19 protein-coding genes and 1 tRNA gene are annotated in these 23,680 nt (G+C 65.0%); 10 read left to right on the top strand and 10 right to left on the bottom strand.

Annotated elements, in window-relative coordinates; translation table 11 throughout:
* Positions 1-101: 101 nt before the first annotated feature.
* From E5222_RS14955 to E5222_RS14945, 3 genes are all read right to left on the bottom strand, one after another.
* The gene (locus E5222_RS14955; RefSeq protein ID WP_169053627.1) at positions 102-1,766 is read right to left on the bottom strand and encodes a GMC family oxidoreductase; all 1,665 of its coding nucleotides are present in this window, start codon (positions 1,764-1,766) and stop codon (positions 102-104) included.
* A gap of 94 nt (positions 1,767-1,860) precedes the next feature.
* The gene (locus E5222_RS14950; RefSeq protein ID WP_136694599.1) at positions 1,861-2,271 is read right to left on the bottom strand and encodes a hypothetical protein; all 411 of its coding nucleotides are present in this window, start codon (positions 2,269-2,271) and stop codon (positions 1,861-1,863) included.
* Positions 2,258-3,040: a citryl-CoA lyase gene (locus E5222_RS14945; RefSeq protein ID WP_136694598.1), complete on the bottom strand. Its 783-nt coding sequence runs from the start codon at positions 3,038-3,040 to the stop codon at positions 2,258-2,260. The genes E5222_RS14950 and E5222_RS14945 overlap by 14 nt, the downstream gene beginning before the upstream one ends.
* A gap of 87 nt (positions 3,041-3,127) precedes the next feature.
* Here E5222_RS14945 and E5222_RS14940 point away from each other — a divergent pair, with 87 nt between their 5' ends.
* From E5222_RS14940 to E5222_RS14900, 9 genes are all read left to right on the top strand, one after another.
* Positions 3,128-4,258, top strand: coding sequence for a CaiB/BaiF CoA transferase family protein (locus E5222_RS14940; protein ID WP_136694597.1), 1,131 nt, complete (start codon positions 3,128-3,130; stop codon positions 4,256-4,258).
* A gap of 74 nt (positions 4,259-4,332) precedes the next feature.
* Entirely contained in the window at positions 4,333-4,878 is a 546-nt protein-coding gene (locus E5222_RS14935) for a VOC family protein (protein ID WP_136694596.1), read from the top strand.
* Positions 4,879-5,006: 128 nt separating this feature from the next.
* Complete coding sequence (locus E5222_RS14930; RefSeq protein WP_136694595.1) at positions 5,007-6,038, top strand: 5-methyltetrahydropteroyltriglutamate--homocysteine methyltransferase; 1,032 nt, start codon at positions 5,007-5,009, stop codon at positions 6,036-6,038.
* The gene (locus E5222_RS14925; protein WP_136694594.1) at positions 6,035-7,156 is read left to right on the top strand and encodes a cobalamin-independent methionine synthase II family protein; all 1,122 of its coding nucleotides are present in this window, start codon (positions 6,035-6,037) and stop codon (positions 7,154-7,156) included. Before E5222_RS14930 ends, E5222_RS14925 begins: the two co-directional genes overlap by 4 nt.
* A 36-nt stretch (positions 7,157-7,192) precedes the next feature.
* Positions 7,193-7,279 (top strand) — tRNA-Leu (locus tag E5222_RS14920).
* 159 nt (positions 7,280-7,438) lie between these two features.
* Entirely contained in the window at positions 7,439-8,092 is a 654-nt protein-coding gene (locus E5222_RS14915; RefSeq protein ID WP_136694593.1) for a PilZ domain-containing protein, read from the top strand.
* An 83-nt stretch (positions 8,093-8,175) separates the two neighbouring features.
* Positions 8,176-9,765, top strand: coding sequence for an NAD(P)/FAD-dependent oxidoreductase (locus E5222_RS14910; RefSeq protein ID WP_136694592.1), 1,590 nt, complete (start codon positions 8,176-8,178; stop codon positions 9,763-9,765).
* Positions 9,766-9,781: 16 nt separating this feature from the next.
* Positions 9,782-10,183 (top strand): GtrA family protein, encoded by a 402-nt coding sequence (locus E5222_RS14905; RefSeq protein WP_136694591.1) that lies wholly within the window; start codon positions 9,782-9,784, stop codon positions 10,181-10,183.
* 12 nt (positions 10,184-10,195) lie between these two features.
* A complete protein-coding gene (locus tag E5222_RS14900; RefSeq protein WP_136694590.1) occupies positions 10,196-11,938 on the top strand; it encodes a hypothetical protein in 1,743 nt (580 codons plus the stop codon).
* Here the strand turns inward: E5222_RS14900 and msrB are convergent.
* Genes msrB through E5222_RS14885 form a run of 3 tightly spaced genes read right to left on the bottom strand, consistent with a single transcriptional unit; the run spans position 11,935 to position 14,675 of the window.
* Positions 11,935-12,432: a peptide-methionine (R)-S-oxide reductase MsrB gene (gene msrB, locus E5222_RS14895; RefSeq protein WP_136694589.1), complete on the bottom strand. Its 498-nt coding sequence runs from the start codon at positions 12,430-12,432 to the stop codon at positions 11,935-11,937. The two genes, E5222_RS14900 and msrB, sit on opposite strands and share 4 nt — an antisense overlap.
* Positions 12,433-12,453: 21 nt before the next feature.
* Positions 12,454-13,707, bottom strand: a complete 1,254-nt coding sequence (locus E5222_RS14890) for an ABC transporter permease (RefSeq protein ID WP_136694588.1) — start codon at positions 13,705-13,707, stop codon at positions 12,454-12,456.
* Positions 13,707-14,675 carry an ABC transporter ATP-binding protein gene (locus E5222_RS14885; RefSeq protein ID WP_136694587.1) on the bottom strand — a complete coding sequence of 323 codons (969 nt, stop codon included), beginning with the start codon at positions 14,673-14,675 and terminating at the stop codon, positions 13,707-13,709. Before E5222_RS14885 ends, E5222_RS14890 begins: the two co-directional genes overlap by 1 nt.
* A 44-nt stretch (positions 14,676-14,719) precedes the next feature.
* On the opposite strand from E5222_RS14885, the gene queG reads away from it, so the two are divergent.
* Positions 14,720-15,793 carry a tRNA epoxyqueuosine(34) reductase QueG gene (gene queG, locus E5222_RS14880; protein WP_136694586.1) on the top strand — a complete coding sequence of 358 codons (1,074 nt, stop codon included), beginning with the start codon at positions 14,720-14,722 and terminating at the stop codon, positions 15,791-15,793.
* Here queG and E5222_RS14875 read toward each other — a convergent pair.
* From E5222_RS14875 to E5222_RS14860, 4 genes are all read right to left on the bottom strand, one after another.
* Entirely contained in the window at positions 15,777-17,003 is a 1,227-nt protein-coding gene (locus E5222_RS14875) for an NAD(P)/FAD-dependent oxidoreductase (protein WP_136694585.1), read from the bottom strand. The two genes, queG and E5222_RS14875, sit on opposite strands and share 17 nt — an antisense overlap.
* 52 nt (positions 17,004-17,055) lie before the next feature.
* The gene (locus E5222_RS14870) at positions 17,056-21,771 is read right to left on the bottom strand and encodes an NAD-glutamate dehydrogenase domain-containing protein (protein ID WP_136694584.1); all 4,716 of its coding nucleotides are present in this window, start codon (positions 21,769-21,771) and stop codon (positions 17,056-17,058) included.
* 132 nt (positions 21,772-21,903) lie between these two features.
* A complete protein-coding gene (locus E5222_RS14865; RefSeq protein WP_136694583.1) occupies positions 21,904-22,908 on the bottom strand; it encodes an LLM class flavin-dependent oxidoreductase in 1,005 nt (334 codons plus the stop codon).
* Positions 22,905-23,675: a tetratricopeptide repeat protein gene (locus tag E5222_RS14860; RefSeq protein WP_136694582.1), complete on the bottom strand. Its 771-nt coding sequence runs from the start codon at positions 23,673-23,675 to the stop codon at positions 22,905-22,907. The genes E5222_RS14865 and E5222_RS14860 overlap by 4 nt, the downstream gene beginning before the upstream one ends.
* Positions 23,676-23,680: the final 5 nt, after the last annotated feature.

The raw sequence follows: 23,680 nt of genomic DNA, 5'->3' as shown, positions 1-23,680 counted from the left end.
CTCTCCCAATTATCCGTTCGTCATTGCGAGCGACCGAAGGTCGCGCGGCAATCCAGCTCCGGGACTGGATTGCTTCGCTTCGCTCGCAATGACGATGTAACTCATGCTGCCTTCGCCTTGTTCGGTTTGTAGCGCGCGACGCTTTCGGGTGGCAGCTCGGCTGCGGGCAGCGGAGGTTTGCCGAGGATGAAATCGGCGCAACGCTCGCCGATCATCACGCAGGGCGCATTGGTGTTGCCGCCGATGACCGTGGGCATGACGGAAGCGTCCGCCACGCGCAGGCCCTTGATGCCCTTCACGCGCAATTGCGGATCGACCACCGCCGTATCGTCCGTGCCCATCTTGCAGGTGCCGACCGGGTGGTGGACGGTATAGCCGGTCTCGCGGATATAGGCGTCCCACTGCTTGTCCGTGGTGCATTCCGGACCGGGCGCGATTTCCACGCCGTTGTACTTTTCGAAGGGTCGGGAAGCGAAAGCCTCCCGCGCGATCTTCAACGCACGGATCAGGGGCTGGATATCCTCAGGCTCCTCCAGCAGATGCGGGTCGATCAGCGGCGCGGCTGTCGGGTCATTGCTGGCGAGGCGGATGGTGCCGCGGCTCTTGGGATAAAGCGCCACCGGGCTGATCGCATAGCCATGGCCGACCGGGAAGGGCACGCCCTTCACCGTCAGCCGCTTGGCCGGCTGGAACACGAACTGGACGTCAGGCCGCGCAAGGCTCTTGTCGGTGCGCAGGAAGGCGACGCTTTCGAAGACGTTGCCCGCCAGCGGTCCCTTACGGGTGGCGAGGTAGTAGAAGAACCACATCACATCGCGCGGCATGGCCTTCCAGCTGATGCCGTAGCTGGTGGAATCGGAGGTCTCCATATGGATCGGGCTGGCGACATGGTCCTGGTAATTGCCGCCCACGCCGGGGAGGTCGTGCACCACCTCCACGCCCATGTCCTTCAGATGCGCGGCAGGGCCAATGCCGCTGAGCATCAGGATCTGCGGGCTCTGCACCGTGCCGGCAGAGAGCACGACTTCATGCCGTGCGCGGATCACGCGGCCATCGGTGAGTTCCACTCCGGTCGCGCGGCCATCCTCCACGATAATCCGCGCAACCTGCGCATTGGTCTGCACATGCACATTGCCGCGCTCCATGGCGGGGCGGAGCATGTTCTTGGCGGTGCTTTCGCGCTGTCCGTCGCGGATCAGGCCCTGGCGGCGGCCATAGCCTTCGGGGTCCGGCCCGTTGAAGTCCGGACAGGCCGGGAATTGCAGCGAGGCGAGCGCGTGCATGAAGTCGTAATTGAGCTGGTTGGGGTTCTCCACCACCTTGGCATTGATGGGGCCGTCCTTCCCGTGGAACACGCTTTCGGGATGGTCCTCGTTGTGCTCGGTGCGGGTGAAGTAAGGCAGCACTTCGGCATAGGACCAGCCGGCGCAGCCCGCATCCGACCAGTCGTCATAATCGGTGGGGTGGCCGCGGAAATAGACCATGCCGTTGATCGAGCCGCTGCCGCCCAGCACCTTGCCCCGTGGCACGCCGATCTTGCGGCCCGCCATGCCCGCCTGCGGCACGGTCTCGAAGCCCCAGTTCGTCTCCTTGCGGCCTATCGCGGCGGCGACGAAGCTGGGGACATGGATGAAGGGATGGCTGTCATGCCCGCCCGCCTCCAGCACGCATGTGGTCTTGGTGGGGTCCTCCCCCAAACGCGCCGCGACGCACGCGCCGGACGAGCCGGCCCCGATGACGACGTAATCGAATTCGCCTGCGATCATTGCTGTCTCTCTCCCGCCGCGCATCCTGCGAAGGGGGAGGGAGCATTGCAAGGCTAATTATAACGGGGGTTAGGGTTGATCCTTGTTGCTTGGTTCAAAGGCGACCGAAATATCGGTCATAGCTTCCGCCGTAATCGCGGACGATCATCTCGTAGGAATCCCAGGCAAGCTCGGCAGGACCGATGTCGAAATCAGGGAAAGCACTGCGGATACACTGGTCCGCCTCCCGGTTCGCCAATTCCTTGTCATGATCCGAAACCAAACCAAGGTCTTTGTCGCTTTTAAGATAGATGGTTCCCAGAGGTGAATCGAGCGTAGTTGGGTTAAAGAAGATGCTATGTACCCTGAGGCCCGAAGCGACCAAGCGACGGCGCAACTCTTGGGCTGCCTGCTTGAAACGGCTCGATTTCTCGTCTGGATAATTGCGTCCGAGCAACTCCATCTCTTTTTCAATGCGAGCCAATCGGGCCTTCCAAGCCTCGGGCGGCGAACTACTCCCCGTCATACTCGATCACCTTCGCCGCAGCGCCTGACATCACGAAGCCGATGGGCCGTTCCGCCTCTTCGGTCAGATGGCCGATCAGGCCGCCGGTGCGGCAGAGCAGGCCGATGCCTTTCAGCGCCGCGACGGGCCAGCCGAGGTCGAGCATGATCGCGGGGATCGGGCCGTTGACGTTGAGGGGCAAGGCTCGTCCGATGGCCTCGGGCAGCGCGGCCTGCAATGCGCGCATCATGGCGACGTGTTCGCCGCTCACCCCACGTTCGTCCGCTAGCTTGAGCAGCAGGTTCGCACGCGGGTCGCCTTCGGAATGTTGCGGGTGGCCGAAGCCGGGGACCGCCTTGGTATGCGTGCGCCATTCGGCGATCTTGCGCTTGGCGACTTCGTCAACCGGATCGCCGTTCTCACGCTGGTCGGCGACGCAATCGGCGTAGAACTTGCCGGCGATCTCCGCACTGCCCAGCACCACCGATCCGCAGCCGAGCAGTCCTGCCGCCACGGCGCCCTGCACCGCCTCCGGCGCGGCGGCGAGCGTCATGCGGGCGGCGACCACGGAGGGCACCAGTCCGTGCTCGGCCAGTGCACAGAGCACGGCGTTCAAAAAGAAGCTCTGGTCCTCGTCCGGCTCCTGCCCCGTCACCAGGAACCAGAAGTAGGAGCTGAAATCCATCTTGCCGATGATATCGCCCACCAGGTCCTTGCCCCTCACCGTGATGCTCTCTGCATCCGATGTGCAGATGGCCGAATAAGGCTGGTCCTGTTTGCCGATACGCATTTTGGTCTCCCTTGTGGTCCTGCTCGCTCAGGGGTTATGGCCAAGGCCAAGCGAGTGACACACAGTGTGTCGGGGAGAGAGTAGATAATGGCAAGACCGCTCGAAGGCGTACGCGTGCTCGACATGGGTACATTCATCACCGGGCCGGCCTGCGGCATGCTGCTGGCGGATCTGGGGGCCGAGGTGATCAAGGTGGAGATGCCCGAAACGGGCGATCCCTTCCGCGCTTTCAAGGGCGATCTCTATTCGCCGCACTACCAGACCTATAATCGCAACAAGAAGTCCATCACGCTCAACACCAAGACAAACCCGGAGGACCTTGCGGCGCTGGATGAGCTGGTGAAGACCGCCGACGTCTTCATCCAGAACTTCCGTCCCGGCGTGGCCGAGCGGCTGGGCGTCGATGCGGAGCGGCTGCAGGGCATCAACCCGCGCCTGGTCTATGCCGATATCTCCGGCTTCGGGAATGATGGCCCGTGGAAGGACCGCCCGGCTTTCGACACGGTGTCGCAGGCCTCCAGCGGTTTCCTGCGCCTGCTGGTCAATCCCAAGAACCCGCGTGTGGTTGGGCCCGCGATCGGTGACGCTGTGACCGGTTTCTATACCGCTTATGGCGTGCTCGCCGCGCTCTACGAACGCGAGAAGACCGGCAAGGGCCGCAAGGTCGAAACCTCCATGTTTGAGGCGATGAGCCACTTCAATCTCGACGATTTCACCCATTACCTCAGCGTCGATGAAGTCATGGGCCCGTCATCGCGCCCGCATGTCAGCCAGTCCTATGTCTTCCAATGCGCGGATGGCGGCTGGATCGCGCTGCACATGTCATCTCCGCCCAAGTTCTGGGAGAACCTCGCCACCGCCGTCGGCGAGCCCGACATGCTGCAGCGGCCCGAGTTCGAGAGCCGCCCGGCGCGGATCGAGAACTATGAGAAGGTGATCGACTTCCTCGCCCCGATCTTCGCCACCCAGCCGCGCGCATACTGGGAGGAGAAGCTGACCAGCCTCGAAGTCCCGCATTCGGCCGTCTACACCTCGAAGGAAGTGGTCGAGGGCGACCTTGCCAAACACCACCAGCTGGTGATCGAGGGCGAGGGCGCGCGCGGGAAGTTCCGCACGATCCGCAACCCGATCCGCTTCGATGGCGAAGTCGAAACCAGCGTGGTTCCGCCGCCCGAACTGGGCGCGGACAATGAGGAGATTCTCGGCCGAAAGGGCTGATTGCACCGGCGCGCGTCTTTGATAGACTGCACTCAAGAGAGGAGCCGGAAGACTCGGCCCGAGGGAGAGCAATGATGACCACCAAGCTGCCAAGCCGCCTGCATCACACCGCCTATGTCTCCAGTGACCTGGAGGCGACGCGCCATTTCTACGAGGACATTATCGGCCTGCCGCTGTCCGCCTGCTGGACGGAGATCGACCACCTGTTCGGCAAGGACCGCACCTATTGCCACCTGTTCTTCGACCTGGCGGACGGGTCCGCGCTGGCCTTCTTCCAGTTCGCCGATCCTGAGGACCAGGCGCTGTTCGGCCCCGAGCTGCCGCCTTCGCCCTTCCGCCATATCGCGCTGTGCGTCGACAAGGAAACTCAGGCCGGGATCGAGGAGCGGATCCAGAAGGCCGGGATACAGCCGCCCAAGACCTATGCGCTGGAACATGGCTATTGCCGCTCGGTCTATGTCGAGGATCCGGACGGGATGATCGTGGAATTCACCTGCGACGATCCGCGCGCCGCTTCGGGCGCCGAGGAACGCAAGGCAAAGGCCCATGCCGAGCTGAAGCGCTGGCTCGACGGTGATCATAGCAACAACAACCCCTTCCGCCACGAAGAGGCGGCCTGAGGGCTTTCCCGCATTTCCTCGTCATCGCGAGGAGTGAAACGACGAAGCGATCCAGGGGCCAAGCGCGCCGCCCTGGATTGCCGCGGGACCTTTGGTCCCTCGCAATGACGGTTTGAGAGGTTTCCTACATGTCACTCCCGCTCCTTCCGACCTCGCTGGTCGGCTCCTATGCCCAACCCGAATGGCTGATCGACCGGGCGAAACTCGCTGGCCGGTTCCCTCCACGAACCCGGCAAAAGGAGCTGTGGCGTATCCCCGAGGAATTCCTCGAGGAGGCCTGGGACGATGCCACGATCTACGCGATCCATGAGCAGGAGCGCGCCGGCCTCGACATCGTCACCGATGGCGAGATGCGGCGCGAAAGCTATTCCAACCGCTTCGCCACCGCGCTGAACGGCGTGGACATGGACAACCACGGCACCGCGCTCGATCGCTCGGGAGAGCCGGTTCCGGTGCCGCGTGTGACCGGCGAAATCAGCCGCCGCCACGCGGTGCAGGTGCGCGATGTGCAATTCATGAAGCAGCATACGGACAAGGCGACCAAGATCACCGTGCCCGGCCCCTTCACCATGAGCCAGCAGGCGCAGGACGATTACTATGGTGATCCCGAGGCGCTGGCGCTCGCCTATGCCGGTGCCGTGAACGAGGAGATCAAGGACCTGTTTGCCGCCGGGGCCGACGTGGTGCAGCTCGACGAGCCCTATATGCAGGCGCGGCCGGACAAGGCGCGCGCCTATGGCCTGAAGGCGCTGGAGCGCGCGCTTGAAGGTGTCACCGGCACCACCGCGCTGCATATCTGCTTCGGCTATGCGCACCTGATCCACGAACGCCCGGAAGGCTATTCCTTCCTGCCCGAACTGGCGGCGAGCAATGTAAAGCAGATCAGCATCGAGACGGCGCAGTCCAAGCTCGACACCAAGGTGCTGGAAACGCTGCCCGGCAAGACGATCATCCTCGGCGTGCTCGACCTCTCGACGCATGAGGTGGAAACGCCCGAGACGGTGGCTGCGCGCATCCGCCGCGGGCTCGAGCATGCGCCGAAGGACAAGATCATCGTCGCGCCCGACTGCGGCCTCAAATACCTTCCGCGCGAGGTCGCATTCGGCACGATGAAGGCCATGGCGGACGGCGCGAGAATCGTGCGCGAGGAGTTGGCGTGAGCGGTTTCAAGACGACACATACGGGCAGCCTGCCGCGGCCCGAATATTTGCTCCTGCTGATGTTCGCCCGCGAAAGCGGCGAGGATTTTGACGAGGCCGCGCTCGACGAAGCGATCGATCGCGCGACGGCGGAGGTCATTGCCGAGCAGGTCAAGGCGGGCATCACGGTGGTGGGCGACGGCGAGATGTCCAAGCCCTCCTATGCCACCTATATCAAGCACCGCCTGTCCGGCTTCGGCGGCGAGGCGGGGCAGTACGAGTTTCAGGACCTGGAGGATTTCCCCGGCGCCAAGGCGCAGGTCTTCGGCAATAAGGGACGCGCCAAGCGCTCCGCTCCCGCCTGCACCGCGCCGATCGAAGTGATCGACATGGACGCCCCGCGCGAGGATGCCGAAAGGCTCAACCGGCTGGCGGGAGAGAACGAGAAGTTCATGTCCGCCGCCAGCCCCGGCGTGACAGCGCTCTTCTTCCCCAACCAGTACTATGCCAGCGACGAGGAATATGTCTTCGCGCTGGCCGAGGGTCTTCGCCACGAATACGAGACCATCGCCAATGCCGGGATCACCTTGCAGGTCGATTGCCCGGACTTGGCCATGGGCCGACACGTGCAGTTCACCGGGCTGAGCCTGGAGGAGTTCCGCAAGCGCATCGGCATGAATATCGCTGCGCTCAACCATGCGCTGCAGAACATTCCGGCGGAGCAGTGCCGCATGCATCTGTGCTGGGGCAATTATCCCGGCCCGCATCATTGCGACGTGCCGCTCAATGACATTGCCGATATCGTGTGGAGCGCGAAGCCGCAGACCGTGCTGCTCGAAGGCGCGAACCCGCGTCACGCGCATGAATTCGCCTTCTTCGAGGAAAATTCCCTCCCCGAAGGGAAAATCCTCTGCCCCGGCATGATCGAGCCGCAGAGCACCTATATCGAGCACCCTGAACTGATCGCCCAGCGCATCGGCCGTTATGCCGACCTGCTCGGCCGCGACCGGGTGATGGCGGGCGTCGATTGCGGCTTCTCCGTCCATGCGGGCAGCAACAATCTCGATCCGCAGGTCGTGTGGGCGAAACTGGCTGCTCTGGCCGAAGGCGCCCTGTTAGCGAGCAAGCGCTACTGGTAAGCGTCGCTGCGCCGCGCTAGGCGCATGGCGCGCAATGCGGGCGTGGCGGAATTGGTAGACGCCGGGGACTTAAAATCCCCTGATCCACGGATCGTGCGGGTTCGAGTCCCGCCGCCCGCACCATCCATCCCGTTTCCGGGGCCGGCGGCCGCAATCTCCTGCCAAGGACAAATCGCAAGGTCAGGTTAGGCCTTCGGTAAGGTCGTTTCCGATATAGCGAAAGCTGTTCGAAGCAGCGGGCCGGTTGTTGGGGTAGCCACCTGCCACACTGATGGAGACACCATGGGCGACGTCCTTCGCCAAGAAGCCACTGTTTCACAGCCCGAAACTGGCACATCCATTCCCGACGATACCGGCCTCGCCGCGATCGAGCAGCGTGCCGCCCCGCGATTCACCCTGCTTATCCGCGCCGCGAAGCTGCTGACGAGCGAAGGTGAGTTCATGTGCGTGGTGCGCGATGCCTCCGAAACCGGCGTCAATGTGCGGCTGTTCCATCCCTTGCCCGATGTCGGGGATCTGGTGCTCGAGCTCCAGAATGGCGACCAGCACCGGCTGGAAGTTGTCTGGAAAGAGGATGACCGCGCCGGCATGCGCTTCCTCGATCCCGTCGATATCGTGCGGATCATCGAGAGCCCCAGCCGCTTTTCCAAGCGCCCGATCCGGGTCAATCTGCAGACCCCAGCCCGGCTCGCCGACCTGGAGCAGACTGCCCCGGCGGAACTTCACGATATTTCGCAACAGGGCGCGAAGGTCACCAGCGACACCCGCTTCGCCATCGACCAGCGCGTGCGCCTGTCCGCCGATGGGCTGCCCGAGGTCAATGCCAAGGTGCGGTGGCGGCGCGATGCCGAATATGGCCTGGTTTTCGAGGACACGTTCCAATTCGGCGACCTCGCCCGCATCATCGCCACGATCCAGCTTGGCCAGCGGGCCTGAAACGCCCGGCGCGGCCGCGCGAATTAACTGCCTCATAACCATTTTCGTTCACTCCCGGTCAGGACAGCAAATCGGGGGCATTCATGGACCAGCAGTCCACCGCTCAGACTGGTGAAATCGACGTAGACGTGGCAATCATCGGGGCCGGGCCGGCAGGCCTGACCGCCGGTTACCTGCTGACCAAGGCGGGCAAGCGCGTCGCTATCATCGAGAAGGACGCCACCTATGTCGGCGGTATCAGCCGCACGGTGGAACATGACGGCTATCGCTTCGATATTGGCGGCCACCGCTTCTTTTCGAAAAGCCAGCAGGTCGTCGACCTGTGGAACGAGATCCTGCCGGACGATTTCATCCAGCGCCCGCGGATGAGCCGCATCTATTACGAGGGCAAGTTCTACAGCTATCCGCTGCGCGCCTTCGAGGCGCTGCGTAATCTCGGCCTGTGGCGCAGCGCGCTGTGCATGGCGAGCTACCTTCAGTACAAGCTGTTCCCGATCGCGCATGTGAAGAGCTTCGAGGACTGGACCACCAACCAGTTCGGCAAGAAGCTCTATTCGATCTTCTTCAAGACCTATACCGAGAAGGTGTGGGGCATGCCGTGCGACGAAATGAGCGCGGACTGGGCTGCACAGCGCATCAAGGGCCTTTCGCTCTGGGGCGCGGTGGTCGATGGCCTCAAGCGCTCGCTCGGCCTCAACAAGTTGAATGACGGTTCGGGCAAGCAGGCGAAGACGCTGCTCGAAACCTTTCGCTATCCGCGCCTTGGCCCTGGCATGATGTGGGAAACCGCGCGCGACAAGATCCTCGCCACGGGCAAGGGGCAAGTGCTTATGGGCCATGGGCTGAAGCAGCTGGCATCTGACGGTCAGGGTGGCTGGCGTATGACCGCAAGCGGCCCCGATGGCGATGTGGTGATTAAGGCGAAGGATGCGATCAGCTCCGCTCCGATGCGCGAGCTGAGTGCGCGCCTCCATCCGCTGCCGCAGACGACGCTCAACGCCCAGGGCCTCAAATATCGCGATTTCCTGACCGTGGCGCTGATGATCCGTTCGGAGGACCTCTTCCCTGATAACTGGATCTATATCCATGACAGCAAGGTGCAGGTCGGCCGCGTGCAGAACTTCCGCAGCTGGTCGCCCGAAATGGTGCCGGACCAGGATATCGCCTGCGTCGGCCTCGAATATTTCTGCTTCGAAGGCGACGGCCTGTGGTCGTCCAGCGACGAGGACCTGATTGAACAGGCCAAGCGCGAGATGGACATCCTTGGCCTGTGCAAGCCAGAGGACGTGGTAGGCGGCGCGGTTGTGCGGCAGGAAAAGGCCTATCCCGTCTATGACGAGAGCTATGCCGACAATGTCGATGCGATGCGGGCCGAGCTGGAGGAGAAGTTCCCCACTCTGCACCTCGTCGGCCGCAATGGCATGCACCGCTATAACAACCAGGACCACGCGATGATGACCGCCATGCTGACGGCCGAGAACATCATCGCCGGCGAGCGCCTCTACGACACATGGTGCGTCAACGAGGATGCCGAATATCATGAGGCGGGCGATGAGGGTGACGAGAAGTCGCTGCCCGCGCGCGGTACGGTCAGCGAGGACCAGGCTGCAGCGCTGAATTCGGTGCGCGACGTTCCCGAACGGATTGCCGATGACGACCGCCGGGCTGCCTGAGCGAGGCGCGCGGTCCATGTCGGCCCTGCTGCTGCGCCTCAAGGATATCCGCTTCATCCGCTATGTGCTGGCAAGCGTCGGCGCACTGGCGGTGGATATGGGTTGTTTCCTCGCCCTGCTGTCCGCCGGCATGTGGGCCGCAAGCGCGAGCGCAATCGCCTATTGCGCGGGGATCATCGCCCATTGGCTGATGTCGAGCCGTGCGGTCTTCGTCGGCAATGTGGCGGAGCGCGGCGTGCAGCGTACGCGGCAGAAGGCGCTGTTCGTGATTTCCGCGCTGGTCGGCCTCGCGCTTACCACCGCCATCGTTTGGACGGGTGACGAGGCGGGGATGGACCCGCGTCTCGCCAAGCTGGTCGCGATCGCGGTGAGTTTTGCCGCCACTTGGGTGCTGCGCAGCAAGGTCGTTTTCCGCTAAAGCCCATTTCCGATGCCGGGTTCCGCTTCCTTCGACTGGAGAGCTTTCGCGTTCCGTCCCGCCGCCGTGTGGGCGGCATGGGGCCTGTGGTGCGTCGTCGTGCTCGTCCTGCTGCCGCTGCGCGGTTTCGAACCGCAAGGGCCGGATGACTATATGCGCCTGTTCGAAGTGCGCGACCTGCTCGCCGGGCAAGGCTGGTACGACGTCACCCAATATCGCGTGAACCCGCCCGAAGGCGCGAGCATGCACTGGTCGCGGCTGGTCGATATCCCGCTGGCGCTGGTGGCGCTTTTCGCGGGGGAGAGGGCGGCGCTGATCGTGGTGCCGTTGCTTTACCTGCTCGCCGCGCTGTTCGCCCTGCGCGCGATCCTGCGCAAGCTGGGCTTCGGCGCGCTGGCAACCGGCATCGGCCTCCTCATCATGCCGATGATGCCGCTGCTGGCAGAACAATTCATGCCGATGCGGATCGATCACCATGCGCCGCAGGCGGTGGTCGGGCTGGTGGCGGTGGCCCTGCTCGTTGACGGTGGCCGGGTGAAAGCAGCGCTGGCCGGTGTGCTGGGTGCTGCATGGGTGGCGATCTCGCTCGAAGGCCTGCCGATCATAGCCGCAATCGCGGGTGTGCTCGGCCTCGCCTATTGGTGGCATGACGACCGCAGGCTTGGCGCCTTCCTTGGCGCGCTGGCGATGGCCGCGCCTGCCTTCTCGCTCGCGACCCGGCCGGTCAGCGACTTCGCGCTGCCCTATTGCGATATCCTCATGCCTGGCCACATGGCGGCGTTCGCGGCGGCAGCGGTCACAGCTCTCGCCCTGCCGTTCGCTCCGGCGCAGCAGAGCCGCAATGGCCGGCTGGCGGGGCTGGCGATGATCCCGCTGGTCTGCGGGCCGCTCGCTTTCGTCATGCTGGGCGAATGCGCCGCCGATCCTTTTGCCCGGCTCGATCCCCTGCTGGAGCAATATTGGCATGGCTATATCACCGAAGGCCTGCCGATCTGGCGTCAGCCGCTCTCTGTGGCGGCTGTGCTCGCCTGGACCCTTGCTCTGGTACTTGTGGGCTGGCACAGGCTGCGTCTCGGCAAGAGTGAGGCGGAGGTGCGCCCGCTCGACACATTGGGCCTGATCGCCGTGCTCGCCTGCCTCTATTCCTTCATGCTGATGCGCGAGGGCGTGTTCGCGCAATGGCTGGCGATCCCCTTTGCGGCCTCCCTGCTGGCCGAATACCTGCCCAAGGCACGCGCACTCACATCACCCCTGCCGCGCATTGCTGCAACGCTTGCCTGCTTCGGTCTTGCGACGCCTATGTTCGTGAGCGCTTTGCTCAAACCGCTCGACCCGGTTTTCGCCAGCGACACCATGCGCGCCGGGATGGATGCGCCGATCGATCTGCGCGGATGCGACCTGTCGCAGCTCGCCCTGCTGGAGAAGGGACTGGTTCTCGCCCCGCTCGATATTGGTCCGGCCATCCTGGGCCAGACACCGCATAACATCGTGATGGCCAGCTATCACCGGAATGCCGAGGAGATGCACGACGTGCTCGCCTTCTATACCGGCAGCATGGAGCAGGGACGCGCTCTCGCGGATAAGATGCAGCCGGACTACGTCGTTGCCTGCGCCTCGAAAGCGGACCTCGCCCTCTATCGCACCGCCGCGCCGGATAATATGGCCAACCTGCTTGTCTCAGGCGAAGTGCCCGATTGGCTGGAACCGGTGGAGGGCTTCGCCGAGGGACCGCTCAGCGTGTACCGGGTGCGCTAAGCGGGCCGGAAATCCATCGCCACGCCGTTGATGCAATGCCGCTTGCCGGTGGGCGGCGGACCGTCATCGAAGACATGGCCCAGATGCCCGCCGCAGTCGGCGCAATGCACTTCGCGGCGCGGATAGCCGAGTTTGTAATCGGTTGAATAGCCCACCGCGCCGTTGTCGATCGGCTGCCAGAAGCTGGGCCAGCCGGTGCGGCTGTCATACTTCGTGCTGGAGGCGTAAAGCTCGTTCGCGCAGCCCGCGCAGACGAAAGTGCCCGCGCGCTTCTCGTCATTGAGCGGCGAGGTGAAGGCGCGCTCGGTGCCTTCCTGGCGCAGGATGCGGAATTCCTCTGAGGTCAGGCGGCGGCGCCATTCGGCTTCGGTATAATTGATGCGGAAGTTCTGCGCCTGGGCGGGGGAGGACCCGCATGCGGCCAAAGCGGGCAGGGCCACGCCCGCCCCCAGCCAGACCAGCGCCTTGCGGCGATCGCAATCATGTTCGCTCATGTCACTCTCCTGTGCGACCAACTACGAACCGATCCTGAACGTTCCCCTGATCAGGCTGCCGAGACCGCGCGACCTGGCGGCGCCTTGCGGACCTGACTTCATCACCTTCCTGCGAAACAGTGACGCTCCGGCACGGATGAACACGGCCACACAGACCGCCTGCCAGACAAGCGCCAGCAAATGCGGCCACAGCGCCTCGTCCACCGCGGCCCGCGCCAGCATGGCGAAGGGGGAACTGAGCGGAAAGGCTATGGCGAGGTATTCGAACCATTCCCCCGTCCTGGTTACAGCCAGGCTGGCAAGGAAAAACACCAGCACCTGCGCCATGGTCACCGGCATGGCCAAAGTCTGCACCTCGCGCACCGTCGTCGCCATCGAGCCGACGGCAAGGAAGATCGAGCCGAGCAGCAAATAGCCCATGCCGAAATAGACCGCGCCAAGCGCGAAGAACATCGGCCAGCCCACGCCCGGATTGGCGAATTCGGACAGCGAGCGCCCGCCCGCAAGCAGCAGGCCGGTGCCGACCGAGCCCCATACCGCGATGCCCACCAGCGAAATGGCGAGCATGGCGAAGAGCTTGCCCACGAACACCGCATCCATCGGGATCGCGGCGGCAAGGATCTCGATGATCTTGTTGCCCTTCTCCTCGACGAGGTTGGAGAGCACCATGGAGGCCAGCAGCATGATCAGCAGGAACAGCAGCAATTGCCCGGCCTGCGCGGTCTGGAAGCGGCCGCGATTCTCGCTCGCCCCGCTGGTGGCGACCGGGTGGGTGGTCACCGGCGGATAGGCCGTCGCCTCGCGGCTGGCGGCCTTGGCAGCGATCAGCGAGACGGTGCCCTGCCAGCGCGCGAGATTGGCTTCGGGTGCGGTCAGCTGCGGCTCTTGCACCGTGCCCGTCACGACGGCAGCGAAGCGTCCCTCGCCGCTCGACAGCAGCTCCTCGGCATCGAAGCTCTCGCCCGGTTGCAAGCGTTCGAGAGCGACGAAAGGCGGGATGGCGGGGCCGACCTTCTCAGCCAGTTCGTCGCGCGCGGCCATCATGGCATCGAGGTCGTCCGCGGGCATGGCAATGCCGACATCGGCGGCCATCGCCTCGCTCTGCACCTGTGCGCCCACTCCGCCGGCCAGCGCCGCCACGGCGACGGGGAAGAGCGGGCCGAGCAGGAAGAAGATGAAGGCGCGGCTGAACAGGATCGCGGTGAAATCGCGCCGTGCCACCACGAAGGCGGCGCGCCACAGCGACAGGCGGCCTGCGGTAGTAGTCCCCTGCATCACGCTTCCTCCCCTTCCGGGCTGGTGACAAGGTCGGCGGCGGCCGCCTCACCCGCAATGGCGACGAAGGCATCGTGCAGCCCGGCGCGTTCGATGCTGAGCGACTGGATACCGGCATTACCGTCGATCAGCGCGCGCAGCAGCGGCTCTATCCCTGTGTCGGGCAGCGGGAAGTACCAGAACTTGCCGACCTTGCGGCGGCTTTCGGGAAGAGCCGCCATCCACGGGCCGTCCTGTGCGCTCGTTTCCAGCCGTACCTGTGCGGGTATGCGGTCGCGCGCCTCGTCCACGCGGCCGGCGAAAGGCACCTTGCCGCCGGCGATGATGGCAATGCCTTCGCACAGCCGCTCTGCATGGGCGATGACATGGGTGGAGAAGATCACCGTCACACCTTTGTCGGCCAGCCCGCGAATCAGCACTTCCAGCTTGCCCTGGTTGATCGCATCGAGGCCGGAGAACGGCTCGTCCAGTACCACCAGCTGCGGATCGTGCACCAGCGTGCCGAGCAGCTGGACGATCTGCGCCATGCCCTTGGAGAGCTGGCGGATCTGCTTGTCCGCCGCATGGCCCAGGCCGTGGTCTTCAAGCAGCTTGCGCCCGCGCTCGCGCCCCTCGGGGAGCGGCAGGCCGCGCAATGCGCCCATGAAGCCGATCGCATCGGTCGCCTTCATCGCGGGATAGAGGCCGCGCTCCTCGGGCAAATATCCGATCAGCCGCGCGATATCCTTGGGATCGTCATGCCCCAGCACGCGCCGCATGCCTTCATCGGGATCGATAATGCCCAGCATCATGCGCAAAGTGGTCGTCTTGCCCGCGCCATTGGGGCCGAGGATGCCGGTGATCGATCCGCGCGGGACCAGCAGGTCCACGCCGTCCACCGCCAAAGTATCGTCGAAGCGTTTGACGAGGCCGCGCGCCTCAATGGCGAGTTCGGTGTCGACTGCAGTGTCGGATGTCGCAATGTCCATCGTCACCGGTTACATGCCAAGAATGAACACGGGCAAGATCGATTTTGGTTAAGGACGCCTCAATCGCAACACTGCAGGACGGTTTGCGCGCCAAGGCGGCGGAGCTGGGCTTTGCGTGCGTCGGCTTCGCCCCGGCTGAGGACGATCCGCTGCGCGCTGAGCGCCTGCATGACTGGCTGGGCGCGGGCTTCCACGCCACGATGGGCTGGATGCAGGACCGCGCCGATGTGCGGCAGGGCCCGCAAAGCATGTGGCCCGAGGCGCAGAGCGTCATTGCGCTCGGCATGTCCTATGCCCCCGATGGCGATCCGCTGGCTCTGGAAGGCGATGCAGAGAAAGCGCGCATATCGGTCTATGCGCAGGGCCGCGATTATCACGACGTAGTGAAGAAGGCGGAGAAGGCGCTCGCCCGCTGGCTGGTGGCGGAAGCGGAGGGCATGGGGCTGGAAGTCGCGCTCAAGGTCTTCGTCGATACCGCGCCGGTGATGGAAAAGCCGCTGGGAGAGTCGGCGGGGATTGGCTGGCAGGGCAAGCACACCAATCTCGTCAGCCGCGAACATGGGAGCTGGTTGTTCCTCGGTGCGATCTACTGCACGCTGCCCTTCGTGCCTGACGAGCCGCATGACGATCGCTGCGGATCGTGCCGCGCCTGCCAGGATGCCTGCCCGACAAACGCCTTCCCGCGCCCCTACCAGCTCGATGCGCGGCGCTGCATTTCCTACCTCACGATCGAGCACAAGGGACCGATCCCGGAGGAATTCCGCGAGGGGATGGGCAACCGCATCTATGGCTGCGACGATTGCCTCGCCGTCTGCCCCTGGAACAAGTTTGCCGATACCGCCGCGCGGCACCAAGCATTCGTGGCGCGGGAGGAGCTGGTCGAGCCGAATCTGGCCGAACTCCTCGCGCTCGACGATGCGGGCTTCCGGACGAAATTCTCCGGCTCTCCGATCAAGCGGATCGGGCGGGACCGCTTTGTCCGCAATTGCCTGATCGCGGCGGGCAATAGCGGCAATGCGGAGCTTCTGCCTGCTGTCAGCGCGCTGGCGAATGACGAGGATGGAGTGGTGGCCGAAGCGGCAGGCTGGGCTGCCACAAAGCTTACAGTAATTCCTTGAGCGGCGTTTCCGCATCCATCAGCGCTTCGGGATCGACTTCCGCGCGCGCCTTCACCAGCTTGGAGCCCTGCACGTAATCCTTGGTGCGATTGACCGCGTCGACCGCGATCACTTTCCCGTCGCGCAAGTAGATCACCGAGAAGCTCCGCTCCGCCGGATCGCCGCGCAACACGGTGGTGTCATGCCCGTGGCTGAGGCCAGCGGTCTGCAGCTTGATGTCATACTGGTTGGACCAGAACCACGGCAGCGCGTCATAGCGCTGCGGATCGCCGCAAATCGCCTTGGCCGCGGTGGTCGCCATGTCATGCGCGTTCTGCACGCTTTCCAGCCTGATCACCGCGCCATGGGCATAGGTGTTCGCATGGGCGGCGCAATCGCCCACGGCATAGACGTCCTCCAGGCTGGTGCGGCAATATTCGTCCACGTCCACGCCATCGGCACCGGCGGCGCCCGCCGCGATCAGCGGGCCCACGGCGGGGACGATGCCGATGCCGGCCACCACCATGTCGCACGGGATTTCCTCGCCGCTGGCCAGCTTCACCGCCTGCACCCGGTCGCCATCGCCGATTATGCTCTCGACCGATGCCTCGAGCCTGATTTCCACGCCATGGCGGCGATGCTCTGCCTCGAAAAAGCGCGAGAGGTCCTCGCCCGCGACGCGCGCCAGCACCCGGTCCAGCGATTCGATCAGGGTGACCTTGCAATCGAACTTGGTGAGGACGGCTGCTGCCTCCAGGCCGATATAGCCGCCGCCGACAACCACCACGCGCTTCGCCCCGCTCTGCAGGTCGGCGACCATGGCATCGACATCGGGCTTGTGGCGGACGGCGTGGATGCCATTGAGGTGCGCACCCGGGCAATCGAGCCGCCGCGCATCGCCACCTGCCGCCCAGATCAGCGTGCCGTAGCCGACCTTCTTGTCGCCGCTGAGCGTGATTTCCTTCGCCATAGGGTCGATTGCACGCACCGTGGTGCCCAGCATCAGCTCGATCTGCTTCTCCGGCCAGAACTTCTCGGGGCGGATCAGCAGCCGCTCGAACGGTTTGTCCCCGGCGAGATATTCCTTCGACAGCGGCGGGCGTTCATAGGGCGGCGCCTTGTCGCGCCCGATCATCAGGATCGATCCCTCAAACCCGTTCTGGCGCAAGGCGATGGCAGCTTGGGCGCCGCCATGGCCGGTTCCTACGATTACTACGTCGGCATTATCCATACAGGCAGGGTTTGCGGTTTCCGCCGCGTGCGTCAAGCGGGCAGCGACGGGTTCAGCGTTGCAGCAGGTTGCGCGCCTGGCTGGCGATCTGCGCCAGCACGGCGGACGAAACCGGGGCACTCGCCTGCGCGCGGGCGATCACGCGGCGGAACTGTGCAATCGCGGCTTCGTGGTCCTGCGCCCAATTGTCGATGCGCGTATCGAGCGGCGATTTGGCCGAACGCCCGCCCGAAAGATGGCGCAGGAAATCGAAACGCATCTGCTGGAAATCGCGCGCGAGGCCCGCCACCAGCAGCCGCTCCCACGGATCGGACGGCGTCATTACCGCCGCGCGCGCCTGCGCCCAGTCGAGGCCGAGAAGCGATCCCAGCGCGACGAAGGCGTTGACGAGATCGAGCGGCGCTACCTTGCTGTCGCGCGCCAGCATGGCGAGGCCGATCGCGCCGTCGAGCGCGTAGAGCCGGGCAACCCCCTGCGCCAGCTTGGCCGGGGCACCCTTGCTTTCCAGCTCCTCTGCAATGGCGGCGACGTGGCTACGCGCTTCGAGGCCCAGCAGCCCCTCGGCCTGGTCGGACAGTGCATCCACCAGCGGACCGATATCCGCCTTCAGCTTGGCCGGGCCGATGCCGCAACCACCAGCGCGAAGCAGGTCCGCCATATGGCTGCGCAGCGCCTGCGCCGCATGGCTGAACAGGGCAAGGCGCGCCTCCTCGCTCATCGCGGTGGCGTCGACCGAATCCCACAGCGCCTCCATGCCCAGCAAATTGCAGGCCGAGACGAAGGCGCAACCCACGCGGTCGAGCCCGGCGCCTTCTTCCTCTGCCAGTTCGAAAGGATGGACCATGCCCATGCGGTTGACGATGCGATTGGCGACCACCGTGCCGACGATCTCGGTCCGCAGGCGATGGTCGAGCAGGGCAGGGGCGAATTTTTCCTGCAGCTGTGGCGGGAAATCGTCGAGCACCAGCGCTTCGGCGGCCTTGTCAGCCGCCAGGCCGCTTTTCTCCACCGCATCCTGCAACACCAGCTTGGTGCTGGAGAGCAGCACGGCGAGCTCGGGCCTTGTCAGCCCGTGCCCGTCCGCCGCGCGGCGCGAGAGGACATCGCTGCCCGCGAGGCCTTCGGTCTTGCGGTCGAGCTCGCCCATCTCCTCCAGCGCCTCGATCAGGCGCAGCTGCGCGCCCATGGCATTGGCGCCGCCCTGTTGCGCGATGGACAGCGCGAGCGCTTGCAGGCGATTGTCCTCCAGCACCAGTTCGGCCACCGCCTCGGTCATATCCTCCAGCAGCACATTGCGCTTCGCTTCGGACAGGCGGCCGGCCTTGCGCGCCGGGGCCAGCGCGATCTTGATGTTCACTTCATTGTCGGAGCAATCGACACCGGCGGAATTGTCGATGAAGTCGGTATTGATGCGCCCGCCGATACCCTCGGCACCGCGCAGGGCGAATTCGATGCGCCCCGCTTGCGTCGCGCCCAGATTCGCGCCTTCGCCAATCACCTTGGCGCGGACCTCATGGGCGTTCACCCGCAGGCTGTCATTGGCGGGGTCGCCGACCTGCGCATTGGTCTCACTCTCCGCCTTGATATAGGTGCCGATGCCGCCGAACCAGACGAGGCCGACGGGCGCCTTGAGGATCGCCGAGATCAGGCTGTCGGGATCGAGTTCCTTGTCCTCAACGCCCAGAACCTTGCGCGCCTGCGCGGAGAGCGGGATGCGCTTCATGCTGCGCGGGAAGATGCCGCCGCCCTTGGACAGAAGGCTGTCGTCATATTCCGCCCAATTGCTGCGCGGCAGGTCGAACAGGCGCTTCCTCTCCTTCCAGCTCGCCGCCGGATCGGGATCGGGATCGATGAAGATGTGGCGATGATCGAATGCGGCCACGAGCTTGATCGCTTTCGACAGCAGCATGCCGTTGCCGAACACGTCGCCCGACATGTCGCCACAACCGACGACCTCGACCGGCTCTTTCTGCACGTCCACGCCCATTTCGAGGAAGTGGCGCTGGACGGAGATCCACGCGCCGCGCGCGGTGATGCCCATGGCCTTGTGGTCGTATCCGTTGGAGCCGCCAGAGGCGAAAGCATCGCCCAGCCAGAAGTCATGCTCGATGGCTATGGCATTGGCGGTGTCGGAGAAGGTCGCCGTGCCCTTGTCGGCGGCGACCACGAAATAGGGGTCCTCGCCATCGTGGATCACCACGTTTTCGGGATGGACGACCTTGTCGTCGACCAGATTGTCGGTGACCGACAGCAGCGTACGGATGAAGACCTTGTAGCTCTCGCGCCCCTCGGTGAACCACGCATCTCGGTCCAGCGCGGGATTGGGCAGCTGCTTGGGAAAGAAGCCGCCCTTCGCGCCAGTAGGCACGATCACTGCGTTCTTCACCCGCTGCGCCTTCATCAGGCCGAGGATTTCGGTGCGGAAGTCGTCGCGCCGGTCCGACCAGCGGATGCCGCCGCGCGCGACAGGGCCTGCGCGCAGATGGATTCCCTCCACCCGGCGCGAATAGACGAAGATCTCGCGCCACGGCACCGGCTTGGGCAGGCCGGGGACCAGCGCGGAATCGATCTTGAAGGCGAGCGCCTCTGCCGCAGCCGGGGCGAAGACATTGGTGCGCAGGATTGCCGCGATGGTCTGCCAGTAGAGGCGCAGGATGCGATCGTCATTGATCGCGTTGACATTGGCGAGGCCGACGCGAATGGCCTCCTCCGCCGCTGCCGTTGCTTTCTCGCGATCGCCCTTGAAGGCCGGATCGTGGCGCGTACGGAACAGCTCGATAATCGCGCGCGTCACTTCCGGCGCCGCCGCCAGCGCATCGACCACCGTGTAGATGGTGAAGGCGATATTGGCCTGCCGCAAATAGCGGTAGAAGGCGCGCAGCCACTCGGCCTCCTGCGCGGAAATGCCGGTAGAGATCACCAGCCGGTTGAAGACGTCGTTCTCTGCCCTTGCATTGAGGACGCCGCAGATCGCCTGCTCGATCGCTTCGGAGCGTTCGAGCAGAGGGGCGCTGTCCTCGCCCGGCGGCATGCCGAGCAGGAAATCGTGGATCGTGCCGATGTCCTCGCCCGCCAGCTCTGTGGGGATTTCGGACAGCACGCGAAAACCGAAATGTTCGAGCGCGGGCACGGCATCGGACAGCGGAAGGGCGCCGCTCGCCTGGTAGACTTTCAGCCGCAGCCGGTCCTCGGCATCGGCCGCATGGCGATAGAGGCGCGCATCGCGGCCCAGTTCGTGCCCGTCTTCGGGGGAGAGATGGCGCAGCCGCTCGATATCGCGCGCGGCCTCGAGAGGGCCGTAGGCGGAGCGATAGGCCGGCGGGAAGCTCCCGGCATGGCGCAAGGCGAGCGCCGCAGCCCGGCTCGGTTCCTCGCTTTCCGCAAGGGCGGATTCGACTGCATCGGTCCAGCCGCGCAGCATGTCCTGCAAATGCGCATCCACCGCATTGTCATCGGGCACGCCGGTGCTGTGCCGGGCATCGAGCACATAGCGCAGCAGTGCCAGGCTGCCGCCTTCGACCATCAGGCTCCAGTCGAGTGTGCTGGCACCGGTCTCGCGTTCCAGCAGCCCCTCGATCTGCAGCCGCACATCAGTGGAGAGCATGTCGCGCGGCAGCCAGACGAAGGCGAAGATATGCCGTTCGAGCGGTGCGGCGACCATGGCGACGCGGGGACGCGGCCGGTCGATCAGCGCCATCATGGTGGTGGCGACGCGCAAAGTGTCGCTTTCGGAAAAGCTGATCATCAGATCGTGCGGCAGAACCGACAGCGAATGGATCAGCGCCTTGTGGTCATGGCTGCCCGCCACGAAATCGAGCTCCTCGCCGATCGCCTCCAGCTGCTGGCGCAGGACCGGCACATTGGCGGGCGCGGCCATAAGTGCAGCGCTGGTCCAGATGCCAACATGGGTGGAGAGTGCGGCGACGCGGCCATCCTCGATCAGCGGCAAGATGAACAGGTCGAGCGGGGCGCGGCGATGCACCTTGGATAGGCGATTGGCCTTGACGATCAGCGGCGCGCGGCCGGGCCTGCCACCAGCGCCATCGAACCATGCGAAGGCGCGCTCCCACGTGGCATCGGCGAGCAGTTCGCGCGCGCTCTTGCGGCAGATGCCCAGCTGGTCCGCCTGCTTGCCGTCGCGATGGCGGGTGACATGGCCCAGCTGCGTCATCATCCCGCCGCACAGCCAGCGCAGCAGCGCGGCGCCTTCGGCATCGGAGAGCTTGTCCGCATCCCTTTCCATCAGCGCCTGCATTTGCGGCCAGTCCGCCACGGCGGCGCGCACATCGGCGATGGCGGCGGCAAGGTCGGCCTCAAGCGTGCGGCGCAGCTTGGCGTCCACGCGCTCGGTCTCGACATAGATGAAGCTCTCGCGCTTCTCGCCAGCTTCGGCGGTGTCCGGCAGGTCGGTGAGATTGCGCTTGGGGTCGCGGCGGACGGGGAGGATCGGGTGGACCAGCAGTTCCACCGTCAGCCCGCTATCGGCAATCGCGCGGCTGACCGAATCGACGAGGAACGGCACGTCGCGATTGACCACGGCGATACGGGTCATGCGTTTGCCGTCAGCCGAAGTGCGGATCAGGATCGAGGGCTTGCCATCCTCGCGGCTCTGCGCGGCTTCGAGCAGGAAGGAGGCCGCATCATCGAGCGCCTTGCCTTCCAGCCCGGTCTCGCCAGGAAGGATCGAATCGGCGATACGTTCGCGCAGAATCGCGAGGTGCTTCGCCTTGCCGGTGGGTTTTTTCGCGGCTGCCTTCGCCTTTGCCATATTCGGACCTCTCCTGGTCGCCCATTTAGCGGGCAGGTCTGAAAGTAGTAGTCGGGCCTGGCCCGTATTGTTCCGCAGCAGCCCTACAATGGGCCGGGAAGCTTCGCACCCGAAAACTGGTAGAGACTGAAACTATTTTGCCGATGCAGGTTGGTCGGCTCCCAGCGCTTCCATGGTCAGGCGCAGCGATTGCTGGCGCGCTGCGGGGTCGTAAGTGGCGCCGGAGACGATGATCTCATCCGCCTGCGTGCGCTCCACGAAACGCGCGATCCGCTCGCGTACCGTGGCGGGGGAGCCGACCGCGCGGGCGACATCGAGCCGTGCCAGCATGCCCTGCGCGCTCATGTCGAGGGTCTCGCGATAGCCCGCAACGGGCGGCGGCAGCTTGCCCGGATCGCCGGTGCGCAGGCGGACAAAAGCCTGGTCCTGCGAGCTGGCGAGCAGCACTGCGTCCCCGTCGCTGTCGGCGCAAATCACCGTCATCGCCGCCATGGCGTGGGGCTTGTCGAGATAGTCGGAGGGGCGGAATTCGCTGCGATAGGTGGAGAGCGCGGCGTCGAGATGGTCGGGCGCGAAATGACTGGCGAAGGCATAGGGCATGCCCAGCCGCGCGGCGAGCTGCGCGCCGAACAGGCTGGAGCCGAGCATCCATAGTTCGACCTTGGCACCGAGCCCCGGCGTGGCGGTGATCGGCAGCTCGATATCGCCGGTCAGCATGGCGCGCAGCTCGACCACGTCCTGCGGGAAATATTCCGCTGCCTGGCCGAGATTCTTGCGCAAAGCCTGCGCGAGCACCGGCGCGGCACCCGGCGCGCGGCCGAGGCCGAGGTCCACGCGCCCGGGGAAGAGCGCGTCCAGCGTACCGAACTGCTCGGCAATCACGAAGGGGTTGTGGTTGGGCAGCATGATGCCGCCCGCGCCTATGCGGATCGTGCTGGTGCAATGGCCGATGTGGGATATCGCCACCGAAGTCGCGCCGCCGGCAATGCCGGGCGACATGTGGTGCTCTGCCACCCAGAGGCGCTTGTAGCCCGCCTCCTCCGCCACTTTCGCTAGCGTCCCTGCTTCGGCGAGCGCGTCCGAAACCTCCTTGCCTTCGCGGATGGGTACAAGGTCGAGGACGGAAAGCGGGATCATTGCGGCAGCTGCTCCTCATCGAGCTGGTCGAGATAGAAACGCGCGGTCTGCCCTTCTGGCGTGCGCGGGGCGGTGTCTATCACGGATTGCCAGCTGCTGCGCGCGGCATCGTCGAACCCGCCCAGCGCGGCGACCAGACCGGCCTCAAGGCCGATGGAGAGATTACCCGGATCGAGCGCGGCGGCGGTTTCGATCCATTGCTGCGCGTTGGCGAGATTCTCCATCCGCCGGGCGAGGGTGGCCGAGAGCAGCCAGATGCTTGCATCCTGCGGCGCGAGGCTGCGCGCCTCTTCCAACGCGTTCGCGCCATCCGCCATGCGTCCTAGTCCGACCAGTGCGCGTGCCCTGTCCGAGGCGATGCTGCCGGCGAGAGTGGTATTCCCTACCGCTGTCGCATCGGCCTGGGCGGCTTGCAGCAGCACCAGCGCCTGCCCATGCTGCTCCGCGGCAATCGCCGCATTGCCTGCCATCGCGCCCAACCTCGCGCGCCCGGCGCTGTCGCTCTCCAGCCGCGCATCGCGCGCTTCGGTAAAGGCTTGGCGCGCCGCGTCCCAGCGTAGCAGGCTCATATAGGCAAAGCCGAGGCATTGTTGCGGTGCGCTGACGCTCGGGCCGCTGGTCCCCACCATCCAGTCCGAGACGTTGAGGATGGCCTGCGCCGGATCGTTGCGCGCCTCATCCATGCAGGCGCGCAACCGATCCTCCTCCAGTGTGGGCGGCAGGGCAAGCTGGGCGAAGATGAGCGAGGAAATGAGCGTGGTCAGCATGAAGC

This window comes from Alteraurantiacibacter aquimixticola, from assembly GCF_004965515.1.
GTDB lineage: Bacteria > Pseudomonadota > Alphaproteobacteria > Sphingomonadales > Sphingomonadaceae > Alteraurantiacibacter > Alteraurantiacibacter aquimixticola.
Note: the sequence above shows the minus strand (reverse complement) of the source record. Positions and strands in the feature narration are given on the sequence as shown.

What these genes read in the sequence shown, in the direction of transcription:
- E5222_RS14955 (WP_169053627.1), bottom strand. Translation starts at nt 1,766, where the DNA reads ATGATCGCAGGCGAATTCGATTACGTCGTCATCGGGGCCGGCTCGTCC.
- E5222_RS14950 (WP_136694599.1), bottom strand. Translation starts at nt 2,271, where the DNA reads ATGACGGGGAGTAGTTCGCCGCCCGAGGCTTGGAAGGCCCGATTGGCT.
- E5222_RS14945 (WP_136694598.1), bottom strand. Translation starts at nt 3,040, where the DNA reads ATGCGTATCGGCAAACAGGACCAGCCTTATTCGGCCATCTGCACATCG.
- E5222_RS14940 (WP_136694597.1), top strand. Translation starts at nt 3,128, where the DNA reads ATGGCAAGACCGCTCGAAGGCGTACGCGTGCTCGACATGGGTACATTC.
- E5222_RS14935 (WP_136694596.1), top strand. Translation starts at nt 4,333, where the DNA reads ATGACCACCAAGCTGCCAAGCCGCCTGCATCACACCGCCTATGTCTCC.
- E5222_RS14930 (WP_136694595.1), top strand. Translation starts at nt 5,007, where the DNA reads ATGTCACTCCCGCTCCTTCCGACCTCGCTGGTCGGCTCCTATGCCCAA.
- E5222_RS14915 (WP_136694593.1), top strand. Translation starts at nt 7,439, where the DNA reads ATGGGCGACGTCCTTCGCCAAGAAGCCACTGTTTCACAGCCCGAAACT.
- E5222_RS14910 (WP_136694592.1), top strand. Translation starts at nt 8,176, where the DNA reads ATGGACCAGCAGTCCACCGCTCAGACTGGTGAAATCGACGTAGACGTG.
- E5222_RS14905 (WP_136694591.1), top strand. Translation starts at nt 9,782, where the DNA reads ATGTCGGCCCTGCTGCTGCGCCTCAAGGATATCCGCTTCATCCGCTAT.
- E5222_RS14900 (WP_136694590.1), top strand. Translation starts at nt 10,196, where the DNA reads ATGCCGGGTTCCGCTTCCTTCGACTGGAGAGCTTTCGCGTTCCGTCCC.
- msrB (WP_136694589.1), bottom strand. Translation starts at nt 12,432, where the DNA reads ATGAGCGAACATGATTGCGATCGCCGCAAGGCGCTGGTCTGGCTGGGG.
- E5222_RS14890 (WP_136694588.1), bottom strand. Translation starts at nt 13,707, where the DNA reads ATGCAGGGGACTACTACCGCAGGCCGCCTGTCGCTGTGGCGCGCCGCC.
- E5222_RS14885 (WP_136694587.1), bottom strand. Translation starts at nt 14,675, where the DNA reads ATGGACATTGCGACATCCGACACTGCAGTCGACACCGAACTCGCCATT.
- E5222_RS14875 (WP_136694585.1), bottom strand. Translation starts at nt 17,003, where the DNA reads ATGGATAATGCCGACGTAGTAATCGTAGGAACCGGCCATGGCGGCGCC.
- E5222_RS14870 (WP_136694584.1), bottom strand. Translation starts at nt 21,771, where the DNA reads ATGGCAAAGGCGAAGGCAGCCGCGAAAAAACCCACCGGCAAGGCGAAG.
- E5222_RS14865 (WP_136694583.1), bottom strand. Translation starts at nt 22,908, where the DNA reads ATGATCCCGCTTTCCGTCCTCGACCTTGTACCCATCCGCGAAGGCAAG.
- E5222_RS14860 (WP_136694582.1), bottom strand. Translation starts at nt 23,675, where the DNA reads ATGCTGACCACGCTCATTTCCTCGCTCATCTTCGCCCAGCTTGCCCTG.